Source organism: Pseudomonas sp. 8 R 14, assembly GCF_900005955.1.
Classification (GTDB): Bacteria; Pseudomonadota; Gammaproteobacteria; order Pseudomonadales; family Pseudomonadaceae; genus Aquipseudomonas; species Aquipseudomonas marginalis.
On the sequence record NZ_CVTH01000058.1, the window covers coordinates 354,789 to 371,887 of the forward strand.

Consider the following 17,099-nt stretch of genomic DNA (forward strand, 5'->3'; position numbering starts at 1 on the left):
CAGCGTCGCTACAGAATTCCGTATGCAAGCCGATAACCCGTGAATAAGTCCAAGCTTTGTTCCAGGGGAGTTCGCAGCATGTATCGTTGGTTAGCCGAAAAACTGGGAAATGTCAGCGTCAAAACCAAGCTGGCGGTGGGCTTTGGCCTGGTATTGCTGTTGACACTGATGATCACCTTCACCGGCTGGAGCGGCCTGGGCGACGTGATCAGCCGTGGTGACAAGCTGGGTTACATCTCCAGCCTCAACGGCTTGACCAAAGACCTGCGCCTGGCACGCCTCGACTACGAGATGCGCCGTGGCGAACAAGGCCCGACCGCCGTCAGCGAGCTGCTGAACAAGCTGGACACTGGCCTGAAGACCGCACGCAGCCTGATCGAACAACCCACGGATGCCGCCCTGGTCGATGAGCAATTGGCCGCCGTGGACCAGTACAAGCGCGCGTTCAACGATATGGTGCAGGCAGGCACCAACCGCGAAAATGCCCGCAGCAAGCTGGGCGATACCGCCGATAATGCGGTACTCAAGGTCAGCGAAGTGGAGAAATCCCTGCTGCAAGGCGACAGTGTCACGCTGTTCAACAGCGTGGTGGACCTGAGCAAACTGATCCAGCAAGCGCGCTTCCAAGTACGGGGCTACACCTACAGCGGCAAGGTCGAGGCCGAGCAGCCCGCGCTGGATGCCATCGACAACGCGCTGAAAAAAATCACCAGCCTCACCAGCCAAATACCTGATCAGTATTCAGCCAACCTGCAACAGGCCAGCGTCTCACTGCAAGCCTACCGCGCCGCCGTCAGCCAATACCGCGACTCTCAAGTGGCCAGCGCAGCGGCACTCAAGACCATGTCTGCCCAGGGCGATATCCTGCTGGGCCACAGTGACAAACTGACGGTTTCCCAGACCGCGGTACGCGATGCGGATGCCGCGCAAGCCAAATACTTGCTGCTAATGGCCACCGTGCTGGCGCTGATCTTCGGCCTGGTTGCCGCCTGGGCCATCACCCGCCAGATCATCCTCCCCCTGAACCAGACCCTGCAGGTCGCCGAGCGTGTCGCGTCGGGCGACCTGAGCCACAACCTCACCTCCTTGCGCCAGGATGAGCTGGGCCAATTGCAACGCGCCATGCAAAGCATGACCATGGGCCTGCGCGAGTTGATCGGCGGCATCAGTGAAGGGGTCACCCAGATCGCCAGCGCTGCCGAGCAACTGTCGGCCGTGACCGAACAGACCAGCGCCGGGGTCAACAGCCAGAAAGTCGAGACCGACCAGGTGGCCACCGCCATGAATGAAATGGCCGCTACCGTGCAGGAAGTGGCGCGCAATGCCGAGGAAGCCTCGGAAGCCGCGCTGGCCGCCGACCAGCAGGCCCGTGAAGGCGACAAAGTGGTCGGCGAAGCGATCGCCCAGATCGAACGCCTCGCCACTGAAGTCGGCAACTCCACGGTCGCCATGGCCGATCTGAAGCGCGAAAGCGACAAGATCGGCAGCGTGCTCGATGTGATCAAGTCCGTGGCCCAGCAAACCAACCTGCTGGCCCTCAACGCAGCCATTGAAGCGGCACGGGCCGGTGAGGCCGGACGCGGTTTCGCGGTGGTGGCCGATGAAGTACGCAGCCTGGCCCAGCGCACCCAGAAGTCCACCGAAGAGATCGAAGAGCTGATCGTCGGCCTGCAAAGCGGCACCCAGCAGGTGGCGAACATCATGGACAACAGCCGTGGCCTCACCGACAGCAGTGTCGAGTTGACGCGCCGCGCCGGCAGCGCCTTGGAGAACATCACACGCACGGTCTCGACCATCCAGGCGATGAACTCCCAGATCGCCACCGCCGCCGAGCAGCAAAGCGCCGTGGCGGAAGAGATCAATCGCAGTGTGTTGAACGTGCGTGATATCTCCGAGCAGACGGCTTCGGCCAGTGAAGAGACTGCCGCATCGAGTACCGAACTGGCGCGCCTGGGCACCCATCTCCAGGCGCTGGTCGGCCGCTTCCGGGTCTGACCCCTTCCCCGCGTGGCGACCCGCCCTGGGTCGCCGCCTGCAATCTGTGAAATTTCCTACGCGTTTATCAGCCCCACCTCTGCGCCGAGAGAACTAGCGTTCAATTCAGCTCAATGTGCCTGCGCATGTTGAGAACGCCCACTGTTCACTTGTCGGAGGTTGATCATGCTTCGTCGAATGACTTACCTGTTGGGTGACGCCAGTGTCACTCTCAAACTGGCCCTGGGCTTCTCCCTGGTCCTGGCATTGAGCCTTGTGATTGCCGTGACTGGCTGGCAAGCGCTGGCCGCGTCCCTTTACCGCTCGCAAACCCTGACCGTGCTCGCGCAACTGGCCGTGACGGGTGAAGAACTGCGGGCCGACAGAATCGTCTACCGAACCCTGGACGATACCAACAGCCTCAACAAATTGAGCGTGAGCATAGAAAAAATCGACGGATTCCTGAGCGAGCTTTCCAACCGGCTCAAAGTCCCCAAATCCATTCAATACCTGCAGGAGATGACCCGCCTCTCCGCAACGTTCAAAACCACGCTCAAGGAGGTGCCTGCCCTGGTCGAGAAACGTGAGAGTGCCCGTGAACAACTGAAGCAGAGCTCCGTACGCACCGGTGACGTGCTGGCACAACTGGCCAGCGACTTACCCGACCAGGAGGATGAAAAAGCCCTCGATGCCATCGAAAACCTGCGCCAGGCCATAGAGCAGGCGGAGGATCGCGCCCAAACCCCTGCCTGGGCCGCCAGCTCGCTGGATGCCTACGCCCAGGCCGTCAGCGACGCCGAGCGTAACCTCGAACTCGCCCAGGCTGGCGTAGCAAAATTGCCGGTCGACAGCGGCGCCCTGAAAAATACCGTGCTCAGTATCCGCACCCACCTCACACGCCTCAAGGACACGCAACTCACAACCGAAGGCGCGCAAAATCAATTGGAACAGCAGCTGGACCAACTGCTCGCCCAGAGCGATCTCTTGAGCCAGGACCAGACTCAACGACGCGAACGCGAAGCCGAACAAGCCCGCACCCAAACCCTTGGTACGACCGCTGCAGCCTTGCTCCTCGGAGCCCTGGCGGCCTGGCTGATTGCCGGGCAAATCGTGAAACCGCTGCGCAAAGCGCTGTCCGCCGCCAATCGCATTGCGCAAGGCGACCTGAGCCATGACGTGCAATCCCGACGGCGTGACGAGTTGGGTCAACTGCAACGCAGCATGAGCCAAATGACGCTGAACCTGCGGGGGCTGATTGGCAACATCAGCGACAACGCGCGGCAAATTGCCAGCGCCGCCGAGGAGCTCTCCACCGTGACCGAACAAACTCGCGCAGGGGTGAATAATCAGCGCGATGAAACCGAGCAGGTCGCCGCCGCCATGAACCAGATGCTCGCCACCGCCCAGGAGGTTGCGCGCCACGCCGAGCAGGCGTCCCTCGCCGCCGGACAGGCCAATCAACAGACTGAGCTGGGCGATCAGGTGGTGACGGATGTCGTGGCGCAAATCGAGCACCTTGCCCATGAAATGGCGCGCGCAGGCCAGGCCATGATTGGGCTGCAACGGGAAAGCCAGAAAATCAGCAGCGTGCTGGATGTGATCAAGTCCGTGTCACAGCAGACCAACCTGCTGGCGCTCAACGCTGCGATAGAAGCCGCACGGGCCGGCGAGGCCGGTCAAGGCTTCGCGGTGGTCGCCGATGAGGTGCGCGGTCTCGCCCAACGGACCCAGCAGTCCGCCGAGGAAATCGAAGAGCTGATTGGCGGCCTGCACAGCGGAACCCAACAAGTGGCCGACATCATGGATTACAGCCGCACCCTGACCGACAACAGCGTCGGCCTGGCCCGCAACGCCGGGGACTCCCTGACGGAGATAGCCCGCACGGTGTCGGTCATCCAGGAAATGAACCCGCAGATCGCCGCTGCCGCCGAGGAGCAAAGTGCGGTGGCCGAAGAGATCAATCGCAGCGTATTGAAAGTACGCGACGCCTCGGAGCAAACCGCCGCCGCCAGTGAACAGACGGCAGCGGCCAGTATCGAACTGGCGCGGTTGGGAACGGATTTGCAGCAATGCGTGGGGCGGTTCAAGGTATGAACGCCCCGCGCCCTATAGCACCTGGCGCAGGAACGCCTGGGCACGCGGGTCTTTGGGCGCCGCGAAGAACTCGGCCGGGGCCGCATCTTCCAGCAACTTGCCATGATCGAAGAACAGCACCCGGTCCGCCACTTCACGGGCAAAACCCATTTCGTGAGTGACGCAGACCATGGTCATGCCTTCCAGGGCCAGGGTCTTCATCACGTCCAGCACCTCGCCGACCATTTCCGGGTCGAGGGCCGAGGTGGGCTCGTCGAACAGCATCACCTTGGGCTCCATCGCCAACGCCCGGGCAATCGCCACGCGCTGTTGCTGGCCACCGGAAAGCCGCGACGGGAACTCGTTGGCTTTCTGCGCAATGCCGACCTTTTCCAGCAGCGCCAGGGCCTTGGCTTCGCGCTCTTTCTTACCGCGCTTGCGCACGACTTTTTGCGCCAGGCACAGGTTTTCCAGCACGGTCATGTGGGGGAACAGGTTGAAGTGCTGGAACACCATGCCGACTTCACGGCGATAGGCATTCACATCGGTTTTCGGGTCGGCCAGTTGCAGGCCATCGATGCTCACCGAGCCGGAATCGAACTCTTCCAGGCCATTGAGGCAACGCAGGAACGTGGACTTGCCGGAGCCGGACGGGCCGATCACCACCAACACTTCGCCCTTGGCCACCTGGGTGGTCACATGGTCCACCGCGCGCACCACATGCCCGCGGGTATCGAAGACTTTTACCAGATCGCGGACTTCAATCACTTTGGGCGAGCCTCCGCTCAAGCCGGCTGGCCATTTTCGACAGCGGCAGGTTGATCAGCAGGTACAACCCTGCGACGCAGAACAGGATTTCAAACGGCGAGAACGAGGTGGTGATCACTTCGCGACCGCTTTTGAGCAGCTCGGTAATCGCGATCACCGAGACCAGCGAGGTGTCTTTCACCAGGCTGATAAATTGCCCGGCCAGCGGCGGCAACACGCGCTTGAAGGCCTGCGGCAGCACCACATGACGCATCGACTGGCTGGCGCTCAGGCCCAGGGAGCGAGCCGCCTCGTTCTGGCCACGGGTGATGGACTGCACCCCCGCGCGGACGATTTCCGCCACATAGGCGCCGGTGAACAACGACAGGGCGGCGATCCCGGCGAATTCCCGGGACAGGTTGAGCACCGTGCCGATAAAAAAGTAGAAAATGAAGATCTGCACCAACAGTGGCGTACCACGCACCAGCTCGACGTAGATCGTCGACAGATCGCGCAGGGTCGGGTTATTGGACAGTCGGCACAACCCGGTTGCAAGACCGATCGCCAGGCCGAGAATCCCGGATACCACCGACAGCCACAACGTGGTCCACAGCCCCCACATCAAGGGGCCCAACGCCCAATGGCGGTTAACCCCGATGACATCGCCTTCGGCCACATCATCGCCGCGCGCCACTTGCAGGCTGTTGTCGGCCACGCTCACGCGTTGTTCGACGCCGGCATCGTTGCGCAGGGTGACTTCGGCCACATCGCCCTTGCGGACCAGCTCCACGACAGTGGAGATGTCCGCAGCGCGCTGGGACTCTTCGGCCTGGTAGGCGAAGTATTGCGGGACCCGGTTCCAGCGCCATTCGTAGGACATCAGCGAGGTAGCGTAGTACAAGGCGCCAGCCAGGCCGACCAGCACGACGACGGTCAGCAGGTGCCAGGGCCATTGGGCTTTTTTCTGTTTCATCTACTCAGCATCCAAAAAATTCGAGGCCCGCACACTTGAGGTGGCAAGCCCGCTCCCCACATCAAGCCCTCTCGCAACAGAAAACAGTCCCGCTTTATTCCATGTCCTTGAGCCACTCGGAGCTCTTGAACCACTTGTCATGGATGCGATCGTAGGTGCCGTCGTTCTTGATCTGGTGCAGGAAATTGTTGATGAAGTTGATGCTGTCGTAGTCACCCTTCTTCAGGCCGAACGCCAGGGGTTCAAAGGTGAAGGGTTCTTCGAGGAACACCAGCTTGCCGTTACCGACTTTTTTCTCGGCGACCACGTTGTATGGCGCGTCATACACAAAGGCATCGGCCTTGCCGTTGACCACGTCCAGCACACCTTCCTGCTCGTTGTCATAGCCGTGGTACTTGGCCTTGGAGATCAGCTTCTTGGCGACCATCTCACCGGTGGTGCCGAGCTTGGAGGTCAGGCGGTACTTCTCGTCGTTCAGGTCTTTGTAGGACTTGATGGTGCCTTCCAGCTCCTTGCGGATCAGCAGGGTCTGGCCAACCACAATGAAGGGTTCGCTGAAGTTCAGGCGCAGGTTGCGTTCCTGAGTCAGGGTCATGCCGCTGCCGATCATGTCGAACTTGCCGGTGAGGAACGCCGGGATGATGCCGTCATAGCCGGTGGACACCAGCTCCAGCTTGACACCCATAGACTTGGCCATGGCCTTGAGGATATCGACCTCGAACCCAATGATTTCGCCGCGTTTGTCGGTCATTTCGAACGGCATGTAGGTCGGGTCCATGCCGACTTTCAGCGTGCCGCGCTTGACCGCATCATCGATGGCACCGGCCTGGGCGGCATTGGCCGCAACCAGCGCGGCGACGCCGAGCAGCAGCATCGAAAGATACTTTTTCATCATCAAGTCCCCTGAACGATTCTTATACGGTCGGCGCGCAAAAGGGCTGCACCAATTCGGGGTGCGATCCTAACCCACTCATTGCCTGTCACAAAGGTTTCACGGGTATTTGTTATCTGCGTATGTCGGAAAAGTCCCACAACAACGCAGCCAGCTGCTGGGATAGACGCTTGCGTTGGTAGCGCTGGCAACGGATTGATGTGTAAGAAGCTATGACTTCCAGTCGACCTCTACCAGCCAGTCCATGTCCTTGAACCACTTGTCGTGCAAGCGATCGTAGGTCCCGTCCTGGGCGACTTGATTGAGGAAATGGTTGATCCAGTTGAGGCTGTCAAAATCGCCTTTCTTCACGCCAAACGCCAAGGGTTCAAAGGTGAACGGCTGTTCAAGCGCCAGCAGCTCGCGGTTTTCCGGCAAGCTCAGGGCGATCAGGTTGTAGGGCGCATCGTAAATAAAGGCATCGGCGGCACCGTTCACCACTTGGCGCACAGCTTCCCGGGGCGTTGCAAAACTGCTCAAGCGCGCCGCCCCCAGGAAGCGTTGCGCCGCCGCCTCGCCAGTGGTGCCCTGGACGGTGGTGACACGGTAAGTGGCGTCGTCCAGGTCTTCGACACTGGCGACCTTGTCCTTCAGGCTGGGGTGCAGCAACACGGTTTGCCCCACCACGATAAAGGAGTCGCTGAAATTCAGCTTCAGGTTGCGCTTCTGGGTGACGGTAATGCCGCTGCCGATCAGGTCGAACTTTTTCGCCTGTAGCCCAGGCAGCAACTCGGTATAGGGCACGCTGACCAATTCAAGCTCAACGCCCAGGGCCTGGCTCATCACCTTGAGCAGGTCGATTTCAAAGCCAACGATACGGCCCTCTTTATCGGTCATTTCAAAGGGGACATAGGTGGGCGTAGTACCCACTTTCAACACACCACGCCGAACCGCATCGTCGATGGCACCGGCCTGCACCAGACCAGCGTGAATCAATGCAATAACGCCGATCAGCAATGCCGAACAATACCTTTTGATCATGAATCCCCCTGTGACCGAGTCAAATTTGGGGGGCGATCCTACCCCACTCGCGGGCACGCAAATACGCCTCGGACAAGGGACTTTTGTTTCGAAATAACAAGGAGTTAGAGCGATAGAGAAACGCTGTAGGACCAGCGCTTCGAACGCCCCCGAAGTGAACCCTCGGGGGCGCCTGAATCAGGCCGGTTGGGCCTGGGACGACAGCGGTTGCAGCGGCAGTAACGGCGCGTGCGGGTCGGCCTTGATCGAATTACGCCAGGCAGCGAGCCACTCGGCATGCCCTTCGCTCCAGACCTGTTCATGCAAGCGGGCCAGGGCTACCGGGTCGCTGAGCAACGCCAGGCGTTCGCCGTTGTTGAGGCCGGCAGGGCCGACTTTCAACGCGTGGCGCACACGCTCGGCACGCAGGTACTCGATCGGCTCGGCCTGACCGTGACGCGAGGTCGCCAGGGCACAGGCCAGGGCGTTCTGCTGCGGGTCGACCACCGAGCGCACAAAGCCGTCTTTCAGCGCGTGCCAACGGTTTTCGTGGGTGTACTTGTCGGTGGACAGCAACGCTTGCGGCGGATTGTATTCCTCAGGGATCAGGAACAGGCTCTCATCGCGGGACTTCAGGCCAAGGTTGACCCGGCTGGAGATCACCGACACCGGGATCGACAGCATCAACGAACCGACGATCGGTACCAGCCACCACAGGAAGCTCGGGTTCAACCACACCACCAGCAGGGCCCAGAAGAAGCCCAGCAGGGTCTGCGTGCCGTGACGCTTGATCGCTTCGCCCCACGGGGTGGAGTCGTCGTCACGCTGCGGCGAGTTCCAGGTCGCGGCCCAGCCGAGGAACGCGGCGAGCACGAAACGGGTGTGGAAAATCATCCGCACCGGCGCCAGCAGCATGGAGAACAGCATCTCCAGCAGCATGGACATCGTCACCTTGAACTTGCCACCGAACTCCTTCGCACCTTTGGCCCAGATCAGGATGATGCTCAGCAACTTCGGCAGGAACAGCAGCACGATGGTGGTGGAGAACAGCGCCACCGCCTTGTCCGGATGCCATTGCGGCCACAGTGGGTACAACTGGCGTGGCGCCATGAAGTACTGCGGCTCCATCAGGGTGTTGACCGCCAGCAAGGCCGTCGACAGCACCAGGAACAGGAACCACAACGGCGCCGACAGGTAGGACATCACGCCGGTCAGGAACACCGCGCGGTGCACCGGGTGCATGCCCTTGACCAGGAACAGGCGGAAGTTCATCAGGTTGCCGTGGCACCAGCGACGGTCACGCTTGAGTTCATCCAGCAGGTTCGGCGGCAGTTCTTCGTAGCTGCCCGGCAGGTCGTAGGCAATCCACACGCCCCAGCCGGCACGGCGCATCAGCGCCGCTTCAACGAAGTCGTGGGACAGGATGGAACCTGCGAACGCACCTTTACCCGGCAATGGCGCCAGGGCGCAGTGCTCGATAAACGGTTTCATGCGGATGATCGCGTTGTGACCCCAGTAGTGGGATTCACCCAACTGCCAGAAGTGCAGGCCGGCGGTGAACAGCGGGCCGTACACCCGGGTGGCGAATTGCTGCATGCGCGCATACAGGGTGTCCATGCCCGACGCACGCGGCGCGGTCTGGATAATCCCGGCATCCGGCGTGGCTTCCATCAGGCGCACCAGGCTGGTCAGGCATTCGCCGCTCATCACGCTGTCGGCGTCGAGAACCACCATGTACTTGTAGTCGCCGCCCCAACGACGGCAGAAGTCGTCGAGGTTGCCGCTTTTACGCTTCACGCGACGGCGACGGCGGCGATAGAAGATCTTGCCGAAGCCACCCGCCTCACGGCAGACGTCGAGCCAGGCTTGCTGCTCGGCGATGCAGATGTCGGCCTCGTTACTGTCGCTGAGCACGAAGAAGTCGAAACGATCGAGGTCACCGGTGGCGGCCACCGATTCGAACGTCGCGCGCAAACCGGCGAATACCCGCGGCACGTCTTCGTTGCAGATCGGCATGACCAGCGCGGTGCGCGCCTCTTTCGGGATCGGCTCGTCGCCGGCACTTTTACCGGAAATCCGGTATTTATCGTGGCCGGTGAGCAGTTCGAGGAAGCCCATCAATGCAGTCCAGAAACCGGCCGAGACCCAGCAGAACAAGATCCCGAACATGATCAGGATGCTGGTCTGCAGGGCGTAAGGCAGCACCTGGGTGGCGGTTTGCAGCAGGGTCTGGTTGCGGATCTCGTCGAAGTCGACCAGCGACCAGCCCTGGTACGGCATGATGCCTTTCATGTACCAGCCGGCCACGATGGTCTGGCCGAGCATCAGCACCAGCAGGATATAACGACGAATCGAACCCACGGTACGCCAGCGGGCCGCCGGCAATACGCGCTCATCCTTCGGCGGGGTCGGCGGGTTGCTGCGGCCGGTGATCCGTCGCCAGCCGCGCACCAGGATATTGGTGCGCCACGGTTCAGGCACCACGCGGGTACGGCGGATCGGCGGCGTGGCCTTGAGGCACACGCGCCCACTGGCGTCGAGCCCGAGCATTTCGGCGTCTTGCAGCTCTTCGGCCGTGCTGAGGGTCAAGCGGCGACCCACCGACGCCTGGGCGGCGTCGACGGGTGCATCGAACGCCTTGGACGACAAGCGCTCGTGCAACTCGGTGAAGGATGTGCAGCCCGCCAACTCGGCGCGCTGCTCAGCGGTCATCGGAAGATGCGCCAGGTACTCGGAGAGAGTCTCTGGCTGGACTTGAGAATTACTCATCGGCAGGCAACTGATAGCTCCAGGTTTCGGTCAGGACTTGCTCGGTCTTGATCGGCTCCGGTGTGGCTGGGGCAGCTTCTGGCTGCTTGGCTTCCTTGTCTTTCGCGTCTTTCTTGGCCTGTTTATCATGCTGCTTGGCCAGGACCTTGTCGGCCTTCAGCACCTGGGTGGAAACATGCTCAGGCTCAGGCGGCGTGATGTCCTGGACCAGGGCTGCACGCATCTCGGTCGGCTTGCCTGCGTCCTTGATCTTCATACGCAGGGTCAGGCGCCAGCCTTTGGTGTGTTCGTTGTAGCGCACGCTGTTTTCTACCAGCTCCGCGTTGTCACTCACGCTCACCTGGCTGCGCACCGGGGCGTCCGGCAGCAGTTTCTTCAAGGACGGGCCCTCGAAGTCCACCAGGTAAGCCACGCTGCCATCCGGCTGACGGATCAGGTTGGATTGCTTCACGTCACCGGTGGAGCGCAGGGTCTGCTTGACCCAGGCGCTGTCCGGCGAATGGAACGCGGCATCATCGAGGGTCCAGTGCAGGCGGTAGGCCACTTCCAGCGGCTTGCCGACTTCCGGCAACTCGGCCGGGCTCCAGAACGCAACGATGTTGTCGTTGGTTTCATCGGCAGTCGGGATCTCGACCAGGTCGACGGAGCCCTTGCCCCAGTCGCCTTCAGGCTCGATCCACGCGCTTGGACGCTTGTCGTAGTTGTCGTCGAGGTCTTCGTAGTGGCTGAAGTTGCGACCGCGTTGCAGCAGGCCGAACCCACGCGGGTTCTCCACGGTGAAGTTGCTGACCGACAGGTGTTTAGGGTTGTTCAGGGGGCGCCAGATCCACTCGCCGTTGCCGGCATGGATCGACAGGCCGCTGGAGTCATGCAACTCGCGACGGTAGTTGAGCACCTTGGACGGCTGGTTGGCGCCGAACAGGAACATGGAGGTCAACGGGGCAACGCCCAGCTTGCTGACCTTGTCACGCAGGAACATCTGGGATTTCACATCGACAACCGTGTCGGTGCCCGGACGCAGGATCAGGCGATAGGCGCCGGTCGCACGTGGGGAATCCAGCAGGGCAAAGATCACCAGGTGCTTGTCACCCGGTTTTGGACGTTCGATCCAGAACTCGGTGAAACGCGGGAATTCTTCACCCGACGGCAGCGCGGTATCGATCGCCATGCCACGGGCGGACAGGCCATAGACCTGGTCCTTGCCGACGACGCGGAAATAGCTGGCGCCGAGCATGGTCATGATTTCGTCTTGCTTGTCGCCCTTGTTGATCGGGTACAGCACACGGAAACCGGCGTAACCCAGCTGTTCAGTGGCTTTAGGATCAAACTTCACGTCGCCGAAATCGAAGCGAGTCGGGTCGTATTTGATTTCCTGGACGCTGTCGGCGGTCACTTCGTTGATTTTCACCGGTGTATCGAAATGCATACCCTGGTGATAGAAGGACAACTTGAACGGGGTGTTCTGATCGGCCCATTCGGCTTTTTCATTGCGGAAACGAATCTTCTGGTAGTCCGCGAACTTCATTTCGCGGAACTCGTTCGGCAGATTGCTGCGCGGAGCTTCGTATTTCTGCCCGGCCAGCTCTTTTGCCTTGGCCGACACATCATCCAGACTGAATGCCCACAGTTGACCCGCGCCGAACAGGCAAAACAGGGCGGAGCCCGTCACCAGTGCGTTTCGTAACCGTTTGGCAGACAATTTTGGTGCATTACAGGGACTAACAATCACGAGCAACCCTCGCCGAAAACAGATCAAAAAACCAACGGCCAGCTATCTATATGCCAGGTTGGCGAGCATTGTTCCGACTCCCCAGGGTCCAAATGATTCCCCTGAGGCCGTCGGACAAGTCTCTACCTAAGTCAAAAATGGACCAAACAACGCTGATCCCCGTAGCGCGCGATTATCTAGTAGCCCGCGAGACAACGCATCAGGGACAACGAAGTATTTGTAGCGAAACCCTACGTTTTTAGGCATTAAAGTCGTTTTTAATACATTCATGTCTGTAAGAGAAAGGTCACAGGGCCATCATTGACCAGATGCACCTGCATATCTGCGCCAAAACGCCCCGAGGCCACCTTGCCATGCAATTGTTGCGCTTGTAACAGCAAGTGATCAAAAAGCGCCGCTCCCAGGGCCGGCGGTGCAGCGGTTGAGAAGCTTGGCCGCAGGCCGCTCTTGGTATCCGCCGCCAGGGTGAACTGCGACACCAGCAGCAATCCGCCATCGATATCCTTCAACGACAGGTTCATCTTGCCCTCGTCGTCGCTGAACACCCGGTAGTTAAGCAGCTTGTGCAGCAGTTTGTCGGCGCTCTCGGGCGTATCTGCAGGTTCGACGGCCACCAGCACCAGCAAACCTTGGTCAATCGCTCCGACGATTTCGTCCGCCACTTCGACCCGGGCGCTACGCACCCGTTGCAGCAAGGCCTTCATGCTTCTTCTGGCGGCAGATCAAGCAGGCGCCGTGCCAGTTCGCCGGTCGCGCGCACCAGTGCATCGGTAATCCCGGGCTCGGACGCCGCATGACCCGCTTCACGAATGACCTGCAGTTCGCTGTTCGGCCAGGCCTGATGCAGCTCCCAGGCGTTATCCAGCGGGCAGATCATATCGTAGCGGCCATGGATGATGACGCCAGGCAGATGGGCGATCTTGTGCATATCGCGAATCAGCTGGTTGGGCTCCAGGAAGGAGTTGTTGGTGAAGTAGTGGCACTCGATACGGGCGATGGACAGCGCGCGCTGAGGCTCGGAAAAACGCTCCACGTGCTGCGGGCTCGGGCACAGGCCGAGCATGCGCCCTTCCCAGCCGGACCAGGCCTTGGCGGCGTGCATCTGGGCGATCTGGTCGTTGCCGGTCAGGCGCTTGTGGTAGGCCGCGATCATGTCGTGACGCTCATCGGCGGGAATCGGCGCGATGTAGTCCTGCCAGTAGTCCGGGAACAGGCGGCTGGCACCAGCCTGGTAGAACCATTCGATGTCCTGGGGGCGGGCGAGGAAAATACCGCGCACGATCAGGCCATGCACACGTTCGGGGTGGGTTTGCGCGTAGGCCAGGGCCAGGGTCGAGCCCCAGGAGCCGCCGAACAGCACCCATTTGTCGATGCCAAGATGTTCGCGGATGCGCTCGAGGTCGGCGACCAGGTCCCAGGTGGTGTTGTTTTCCAGGCTGGCGCGCGGGGTGGAACGGCCGCAGCCACGCTGGTCGAAGGTGACGATGCGGTACAGGTTGGGATCGAAATAGCAGCGGCTCTGGGCATCGCAACCGGCGCCAGGGCCACCGTGGATGAATACGACAGGCAAGCCTTCGGGGGAGCCACTTTCATCGACGTACAGCGTGTGGGTGTCATCGACGGCCAGATCGTGCCGGGCGTAGGGTTTGATCTGCGGGTACCAAGTCTGCATTGCGCGCTCCGTAGGGGGTCGGGTTCATCCCTGGGGGGACGTCTTTTATTTTGCCGTCTGGCACTATAAACCCGAATTGTGCAATGAGCATGTCCTTGAGCGCTTAGAGCTGCGTCAGTAGTTCGCTCCTCAGGTAATCCAACAGGTAGCCGTACAGCCGATCCACCTCCGGGGCCTGGCCCTTTGCGCGTAGACAGCCGTGGACCAGGCCTTTGCCCGGATACAACCGCGCAGGCACACCGGCCTGTTGCAGGCGCTCGGCGTACAGCATGCCGTCGTCGCGCAGCGGGTCGAATTGGGCTACTGCGATCAAGGCCTTGGGCAAACCACTGAAATCCTCGGCCAGCAGCGGCATAGCATAGGGCGATGGTTTAGCCAAACCACGCAGGTAGAGCGCCAGGTAGTAGTCGGTGTCGGCAGTGCTGAGCAGCGGCGCGTCCATGCAGTCACGGCGCGAGGGCAAATCAGCCGGGCCGCCCAGTCCGGGGTAAATAAGGACCTGGGCCCGCGGCATAGGCTGGCCATCATCGCGCAACCCCAGGCACAACGCCGCCGCCAGGTTGCCGCCCGCACTGTCACCGACCACTGCCAGGCGTTGCCGATCGATGGCGTGTGGCGCCTGCCCTTTCTGGATCGCCTGCCACACTGCGCGGCAATCGTCGTAGGCGGCCGGGAATGGGTGCTCGGGCGCCAGGCGGTAGTCGATGGCGATCACCAGCACCCGGAGGGCATTGGCCAGCTCGAAGCAGATGACGTCGTGGGAATCCAGGCCGCCGACCACCCAGCCACCGCCGTGTATATAGAGGAGACATGGCCAGCCGTCGGCGGGTGGCGGTGTGGGGGGCAGATAACTGCGCACGTCCACGCCGGCCAGGGTGAAGTCCGTGAGCTGCAAGCCTTCCGGTTTCGGCGGGGTGAATGCCTGGCACATGCGTTCGTAACTTTGGCGCAGGCTCGCCAGGGAAGAGTCGGCGCTGGTGAAAGACTCGGTTTTTTCAACGAACGCGACAAGTTGCGGGGATATCGGGTACATACGCAATGATCTCTGGCGCGGCAGGTTCAAGGTCGGAGGTTTCCGATTGCGATGGATCAGTCACTTGATAGGTGGCCCGGCATGGCGCTATCGGGGCAGTCGTATCTACACATCTTCGGTGAAAGCATAACCTGAGGTAATGAAGCCCTTGTGGTGAGCGGGCTTGTCGAATCGTCGCACCGCCCGCGCTGGTCTGCGAAGCAGCCCTAAAACCCCACACGCTGAGTACTAACAGAAAAATCCCGGCGCCTTTATTGGGGCTGCTTCGCAGCCCAGCGCGGGGCAAGCCCGCTCACCACAGCGTTATGCGTCAACCCTTAAGATACCCATGGCTATCGGGGGCTGCACTTGGCTTAGGGTTTGAGGTAGGCCTGGAGCGACGCCAAGCCATCGCTGCCATCAAATGCTGTAACCCCGGCCAACCAGCGCTGCAAATCCTCGGGGTGGTCGCGCAGCCATTGCCTGGCCACGTCCTGCGGTGACTGGCGCTCCATGATCGGCACCATGAGCTGGCTTTCCTGGGCCGCGGTGAAGGTCAGGTTCTCGAGCAATCGGTTAGCGTTGGGGCAGCGTTCGGCGAAGTCCGGCGCGGTCACGGTGGAGACCGTGGCGCGCCCTTCGTCAGGACCGAACACGTCTTCGCTGCCAGTGAGATAGGCCATTTTCATATTGATGTTCATGGGGTGCGGGGTCCACCCGACAAATACCACGAACTCCTTGCGGTTCACCGCGCGCTGCACCGCCGCCAACATGCCAGCCTCACCGGAAGCCACCAGCTTGAAGCCGCCCAGGCCGAAGTGGTTGGTGTCGATCATTTTCTGGATATCGGTATTGGCGCCGCTGCCGGGCTCGATGCCGTAGATCTTGCCGCCCAGCTTGTCCTTGAAACGGGCGATGTCGGCAAAGGTCTTCAGCCCGGCATCAGCCACGTATTGCGGCACGGCCAGGGTGGCCTGGGCATCGGCGAGGCTGGGTTTATCAAAGACCTTGACCTGCCTGGCGGCCAGAAACGGCGCGATGTTGTTGTCCATCGCCGGCTTCCAATAGCCGAGGAACACGTCCAGGCGTTTATCGCGGATACCGGCAAAGATGATCTGCTGCACGGCGCTGGTCTGCTTGCTGTCATAGCCCAGGCCGCTGAGCAGCACGTCGGCCATGCCCGAGGTGGCGACCACATCGGTCCAACTGACCACGCCCATGCGAATGGATTTGCAGGAGGCCGGTTCGGCGGCCATGGCTTGGGCACTGAGGAGTGCGGCGCCGGTGAGGGTCAACAGGTAACGGTTGAACAGTCTTCTCATGAAAGAGGTCTCACTCGGCAGCTTTTATTATGGGAAGTGGCGTCTGGTGCGCCATAACCACAACCTTACCGAGCGAGACCTCTCCCAACACGACCTGTGGCGACTGTGAGTTGCACAGGGGCGACCGTTCGTCACTCGTAGCGCTTGCGCCCCCACGCCAGCAAGCCTTCCAGCAGCTGCTTCAACACCACCTGCGTCGGCTCGGCCAGATCCGGGCGATAGCGGAACGGCTCGAACTCTTCCATATACGTGCTCTGGCACAATTCCAGCTGCACCGCATGGATATCCTGCGCCGGATTGCCGTAATGGCGGGTGATATGGCCGCCCTTGAAGCGCCCGTTCAATACATGGGTGTACTGAGGATGGGTGGCACAAATGGCCTCGAGCTGGCTGGCCAGTTCCGGATCACAGGCGGCGCCGTTGAAGGTGCCCAGGTTGAAATCCGGCAGTTTGCCGTCGAACAGGTGCGGGATCACCGAGCGGATCGAGTGCGCATCGAACAGCAACGCATAACCGAACTCGGCCTTGAGCCGCGCCAGTTCCTCTTGCAGCGCGCGGTGATACGGGCCCCAGATCTTTTGCAGGTAACTGGCGCGCTCTGTCTCGCTCGGCTCCAGACCTTCGCGGAACAACGGCACGCCATCGAACAGGGTCGCCGGGTACAGGCCCGTGGTGGCACCGGCGTACAGCGGCTTGTCGTCCGAGGGCCGGTTCAGGTCAATGACAAACCGCGAGTACTCCGCCGACAGGGTGCTGGCACCCAGCGCTTCGGCGAAGTCATACAGCGTGGGGATGTGCCAATCGGTGTCCGGCAGGCTTTGCGCTTCGGGGATCAACCCGGCTTCCACCGCAGGCGTCAGGCGCAGGCCGGCGTGGGGCATGCTGATCAGCAGCGGCACACGGCCTTGTTTGAAGTTCAGAACCTTATCCACAGCAG

Annotated in this window: 13 protein-coding genes and 1 pseudogene; 3 read left to right on the top strand and 11 right to left on the bottom strand. The window is 61.2% G+C overall.

The annotated features are described in order from the left end of the window. Nucleotides 1-168: 168 nt before the first annotated feature. From BFQ01_RS33345 to BFQ01_RS14060, 3 genes and pseudogenes are all read left to right on the top strand, one after another. A pseudogene (locus BFQ01_RS33345) lies at nucleotides 169-1,140 on the top strand (methyl-accepting chemotaxis protein); the annotation flags it as partial. A 141-nt stretch (nucleotides 1,141-1,281) separates the two neighbouring features. Next, the gene (locus BFQ01_RS33350; RefSeq protein ID WP_370671261.1) at nucleotides 1,282-1,995 is read left to right on the top strand and encodes a methyl-accepting chemotaxis protein; all 714 of its coding nucleotides are present in this window, start codon (nucleotides 1,282-1,284) and stop codon (nucleotides 1,993-1,995) included. Nucleotides 1,996-2,160: 165 nt separating this feature from the next. Next, nucleotides 2,161-4,068, top strand: a complete 1,908-nt coding sequence (locus tag BFQ01_RS14060; RefSeq protein ID WP_065925729.1) for a methyl-accepting chemotaxis protein — start codon at nucleotides 2,161-2,163, stop codon at nucleotides 4,066-4,068. 12 nt (nucleotides 4,069-4,080) lie between these two features. Here the strand turns inward: BFQ01_RS14060 and BFQ01_RS14065 are convergent, their stop codons facing one another. From BFQ01_RS14065 to hutG, 11 genes are all read right to left on the bottom strand, one after another. Beyond that, nucleotides 4,081-4,815: an amino acid ABC transporter ATP-binding protein gene (locus BFQ01_RS14065; protein ID WP_027605038.1), complete on the bottom strand. Its 735-nt coding sequence runs from the start codon at nucleotides 4,813-4,815 to the stop codon at nucleotides 4,081-4,083. Continuing rightward, nucleotides 4,808-5,767, bottom strand: a complete 960-nt coding sequence (locus BFQ01_RS14070) for an amino acid ABC transporter permease (protein ID WP_065925730.1) — start codon at nucleotides 5,765-5,767, stop codon at nucleotides 4,808-4,810. The genes BFQ01_RS14065 and BFQ01_RS14070 overlap by 8 nt, the downstream gene beginning before the upstream one ends. Before the next feature lie 94 nt (nucleotides 5,768-5,861). After that, entirely contained in the window at nucleotides 5,862-6,659 is a 798-nt protein-coding gene (locus BFQ01_RS14075) for a transporter substrate-binding domain-containing protein (protein WP_065925731.1), read from the bottom strand. Between the two features lie 210 nt (nucleotides 6,660-6,869). Beyond that, complete coding sequence (locus BFQ01_RS14080; RefSeq protein WP_065925732.1) at nucleotides 6,870-7,679, bottom strand: transporter substrate-binding domain-containing protein; 810 nt, start codon at nucleotides 7,677-7,679, stop codon at nucleotides 6,870-6,872. A 177-nt stretch (nucleotides 7,680-7,856) separates the two neighbouring features. Beyond that, complete coding sequence (gene mdoH / locus BFQ01_RS14085) at nucleotides 7,857-10,427, bottom strand: glucans biosynthesis glucosyltransferase MdoH (RefSeq protein WP_065925733.1); 2,571 nt, start codon at nucleotides 10,425-10,427, stop codon at nucleotides 7,857-7,859. After that, the gene (locus BFQ01_RS14090) at nucleotides 10,420-12,099 is read right to left on the bottom strand and encodes a glucan biosynthesis protein G (protein WP_235865643.1); all 1,680 of its coding nucleotides are present in this window, start codon (nucleotides 12,097-12,099) and stop codon (nucleotides 10,420-10,422) included. Before BFQ01_RS14090 ends, mdoH begins: the two co-directional genes overlap by 8 nt. A 323-nt stretch (nucleotides 12,100-12,422) precedes the next feature. Then, nucleotides 12,423-12,860 (bottom strand): D-aminoacyl-tRNA deacylase, encoded by a 438-nt coding sequence (dtd, locus tag BFQ01_RS14095; protein WP_065925734.1) that lies wholly within the window; start codon nucleotides 12,858-12,860, stop codon nucleotides 12,423-12,425. Further along, nucleotides 12,857-13,828: a prolyl aminopeptidase gene (gene pip, locus BFQ01_RS14100; protein WP_065925735.1), complete on the bottom strand. Its 972-nt coding sequence runs from the start codon at nucleotides 13,826-13,828 to the stop codon at nucleotides 12,857-12,859. Before pip ends, dtd begins: the two co-directional genes overlap by 4 nt. 103 nt (nucleotides 13,829-13,931) lie before the next feature. Further along, nucleotides 13,932-14,861: an alpha/beta hydrolase gene (locus BFQ01_RS14105; protein ID WP_065925736.1), complete on the bottom strand. Its 930-nt coding sequence runs from the start codon at nucleotides 14,859-14,861 to the stop codon at nucleotides 13,932-13,934. Nucleotides 14,862-15,214: 353 nt separating this feature from the next. Further along, on the bottom strand, nucleotides 15,215-16,162 hold the full coding sequence (locus tag BFQ01_RS14110) for a choline ABC transporter substrate-binding protein (protein WP_065925737.1): 948 nt from the start codon (nucleotides 16,160-16,162) through the stop codon (nucleotides 15,215-15,217). Nucleotides 16,163-16,293: 131 nt separating this feature from the next. Continuing rightward, entirely contained in the window at nucleotides 16,294-17,094 is an 801-nt protein-coding gene (gene hutG / locus BFQ01_RS14115; protein WP_065925738.1) for an N-formylglutamate deformylase, read from the bottom strand. Nucleotides 17,095-17,099 lie beyond the last annotated feature (5 nt).

Excerpts from the sequence above, each read along its gene's own strand:
- BFQ01_RS14060 (WP_065925729.1), top strand. The coding sequence starts at position 2,161 with ATGCTTCGTCGAATGACTTACCTGTTGGGTGACGCCAGTGTCACTCTC.
- BFQ01_RS14105 (WP_065925736.1), bottom strand. The coding sequence starts at position 14,861 with ATGTACCCGATATCCCCGCAACTTGTCGCGTTCGTTGAAAAAACCGAG.
- BFQ01_RS14080 (WP_065925732.1), bottom strand. The coding sequence starts at position 7,679 with ATGATCAAAAGGTATTGTTCGGCATTGCTGATCGGCGTTATTGCATTG.
- BFQ01_RS14110 (WP_065925737.1), bottom strand. The coding sequence starts at position 16,162 with ATGAGAAGACTGTTCAACCGTTACCTGTTGACCCTCACCGGCGCCGCA.
- BFQ01_RS14070 (WP_065925730.1), bottom strand. The coding sequence starts at position 5,767 with ATGAAACAGAAAAAAGCCCAATGGCCCTGGCACCTGCTGACCGTCGTC.
- mdoH (WP_065925733.1), bottom strand. The coding sequence starts at position 10,427 with ATGAGTAATTCTCAAGTCCAGCCAGAGACTCTCTCCGAGTACCTGGCG.
- dtd (WP_065925734.1), bottom strand. The coding sequence starts at position 12,860 with ATGAAGGCCTTGCTGCAACGGGTGCGTAGCGCCCGGGTCGAAGTGGCG.
- BFQ01_RS14075 (WP_065925731.1), bottom strand. The coding sequence starts at position 6,659 with ATGAAAAAGTATCTTTCGATGCTGCTGCTCGGCGTCGCCGCGCTGGTT.
- pip (WP_065925735.1), bottom strand. The coding sequence starts at position 13,828 with ATGCAGACTTGGTACCCGCAGATCAAACCCTACGCCCGGCACGATCTG.
- BFQ01_RS33350 (WP_370671261.1), top strand. The coding sequence starts at position 1,282 with ATGAATGAAATGGCCGCTACCGTGCAGGAAGTGGCGCGCAATGCCGAG.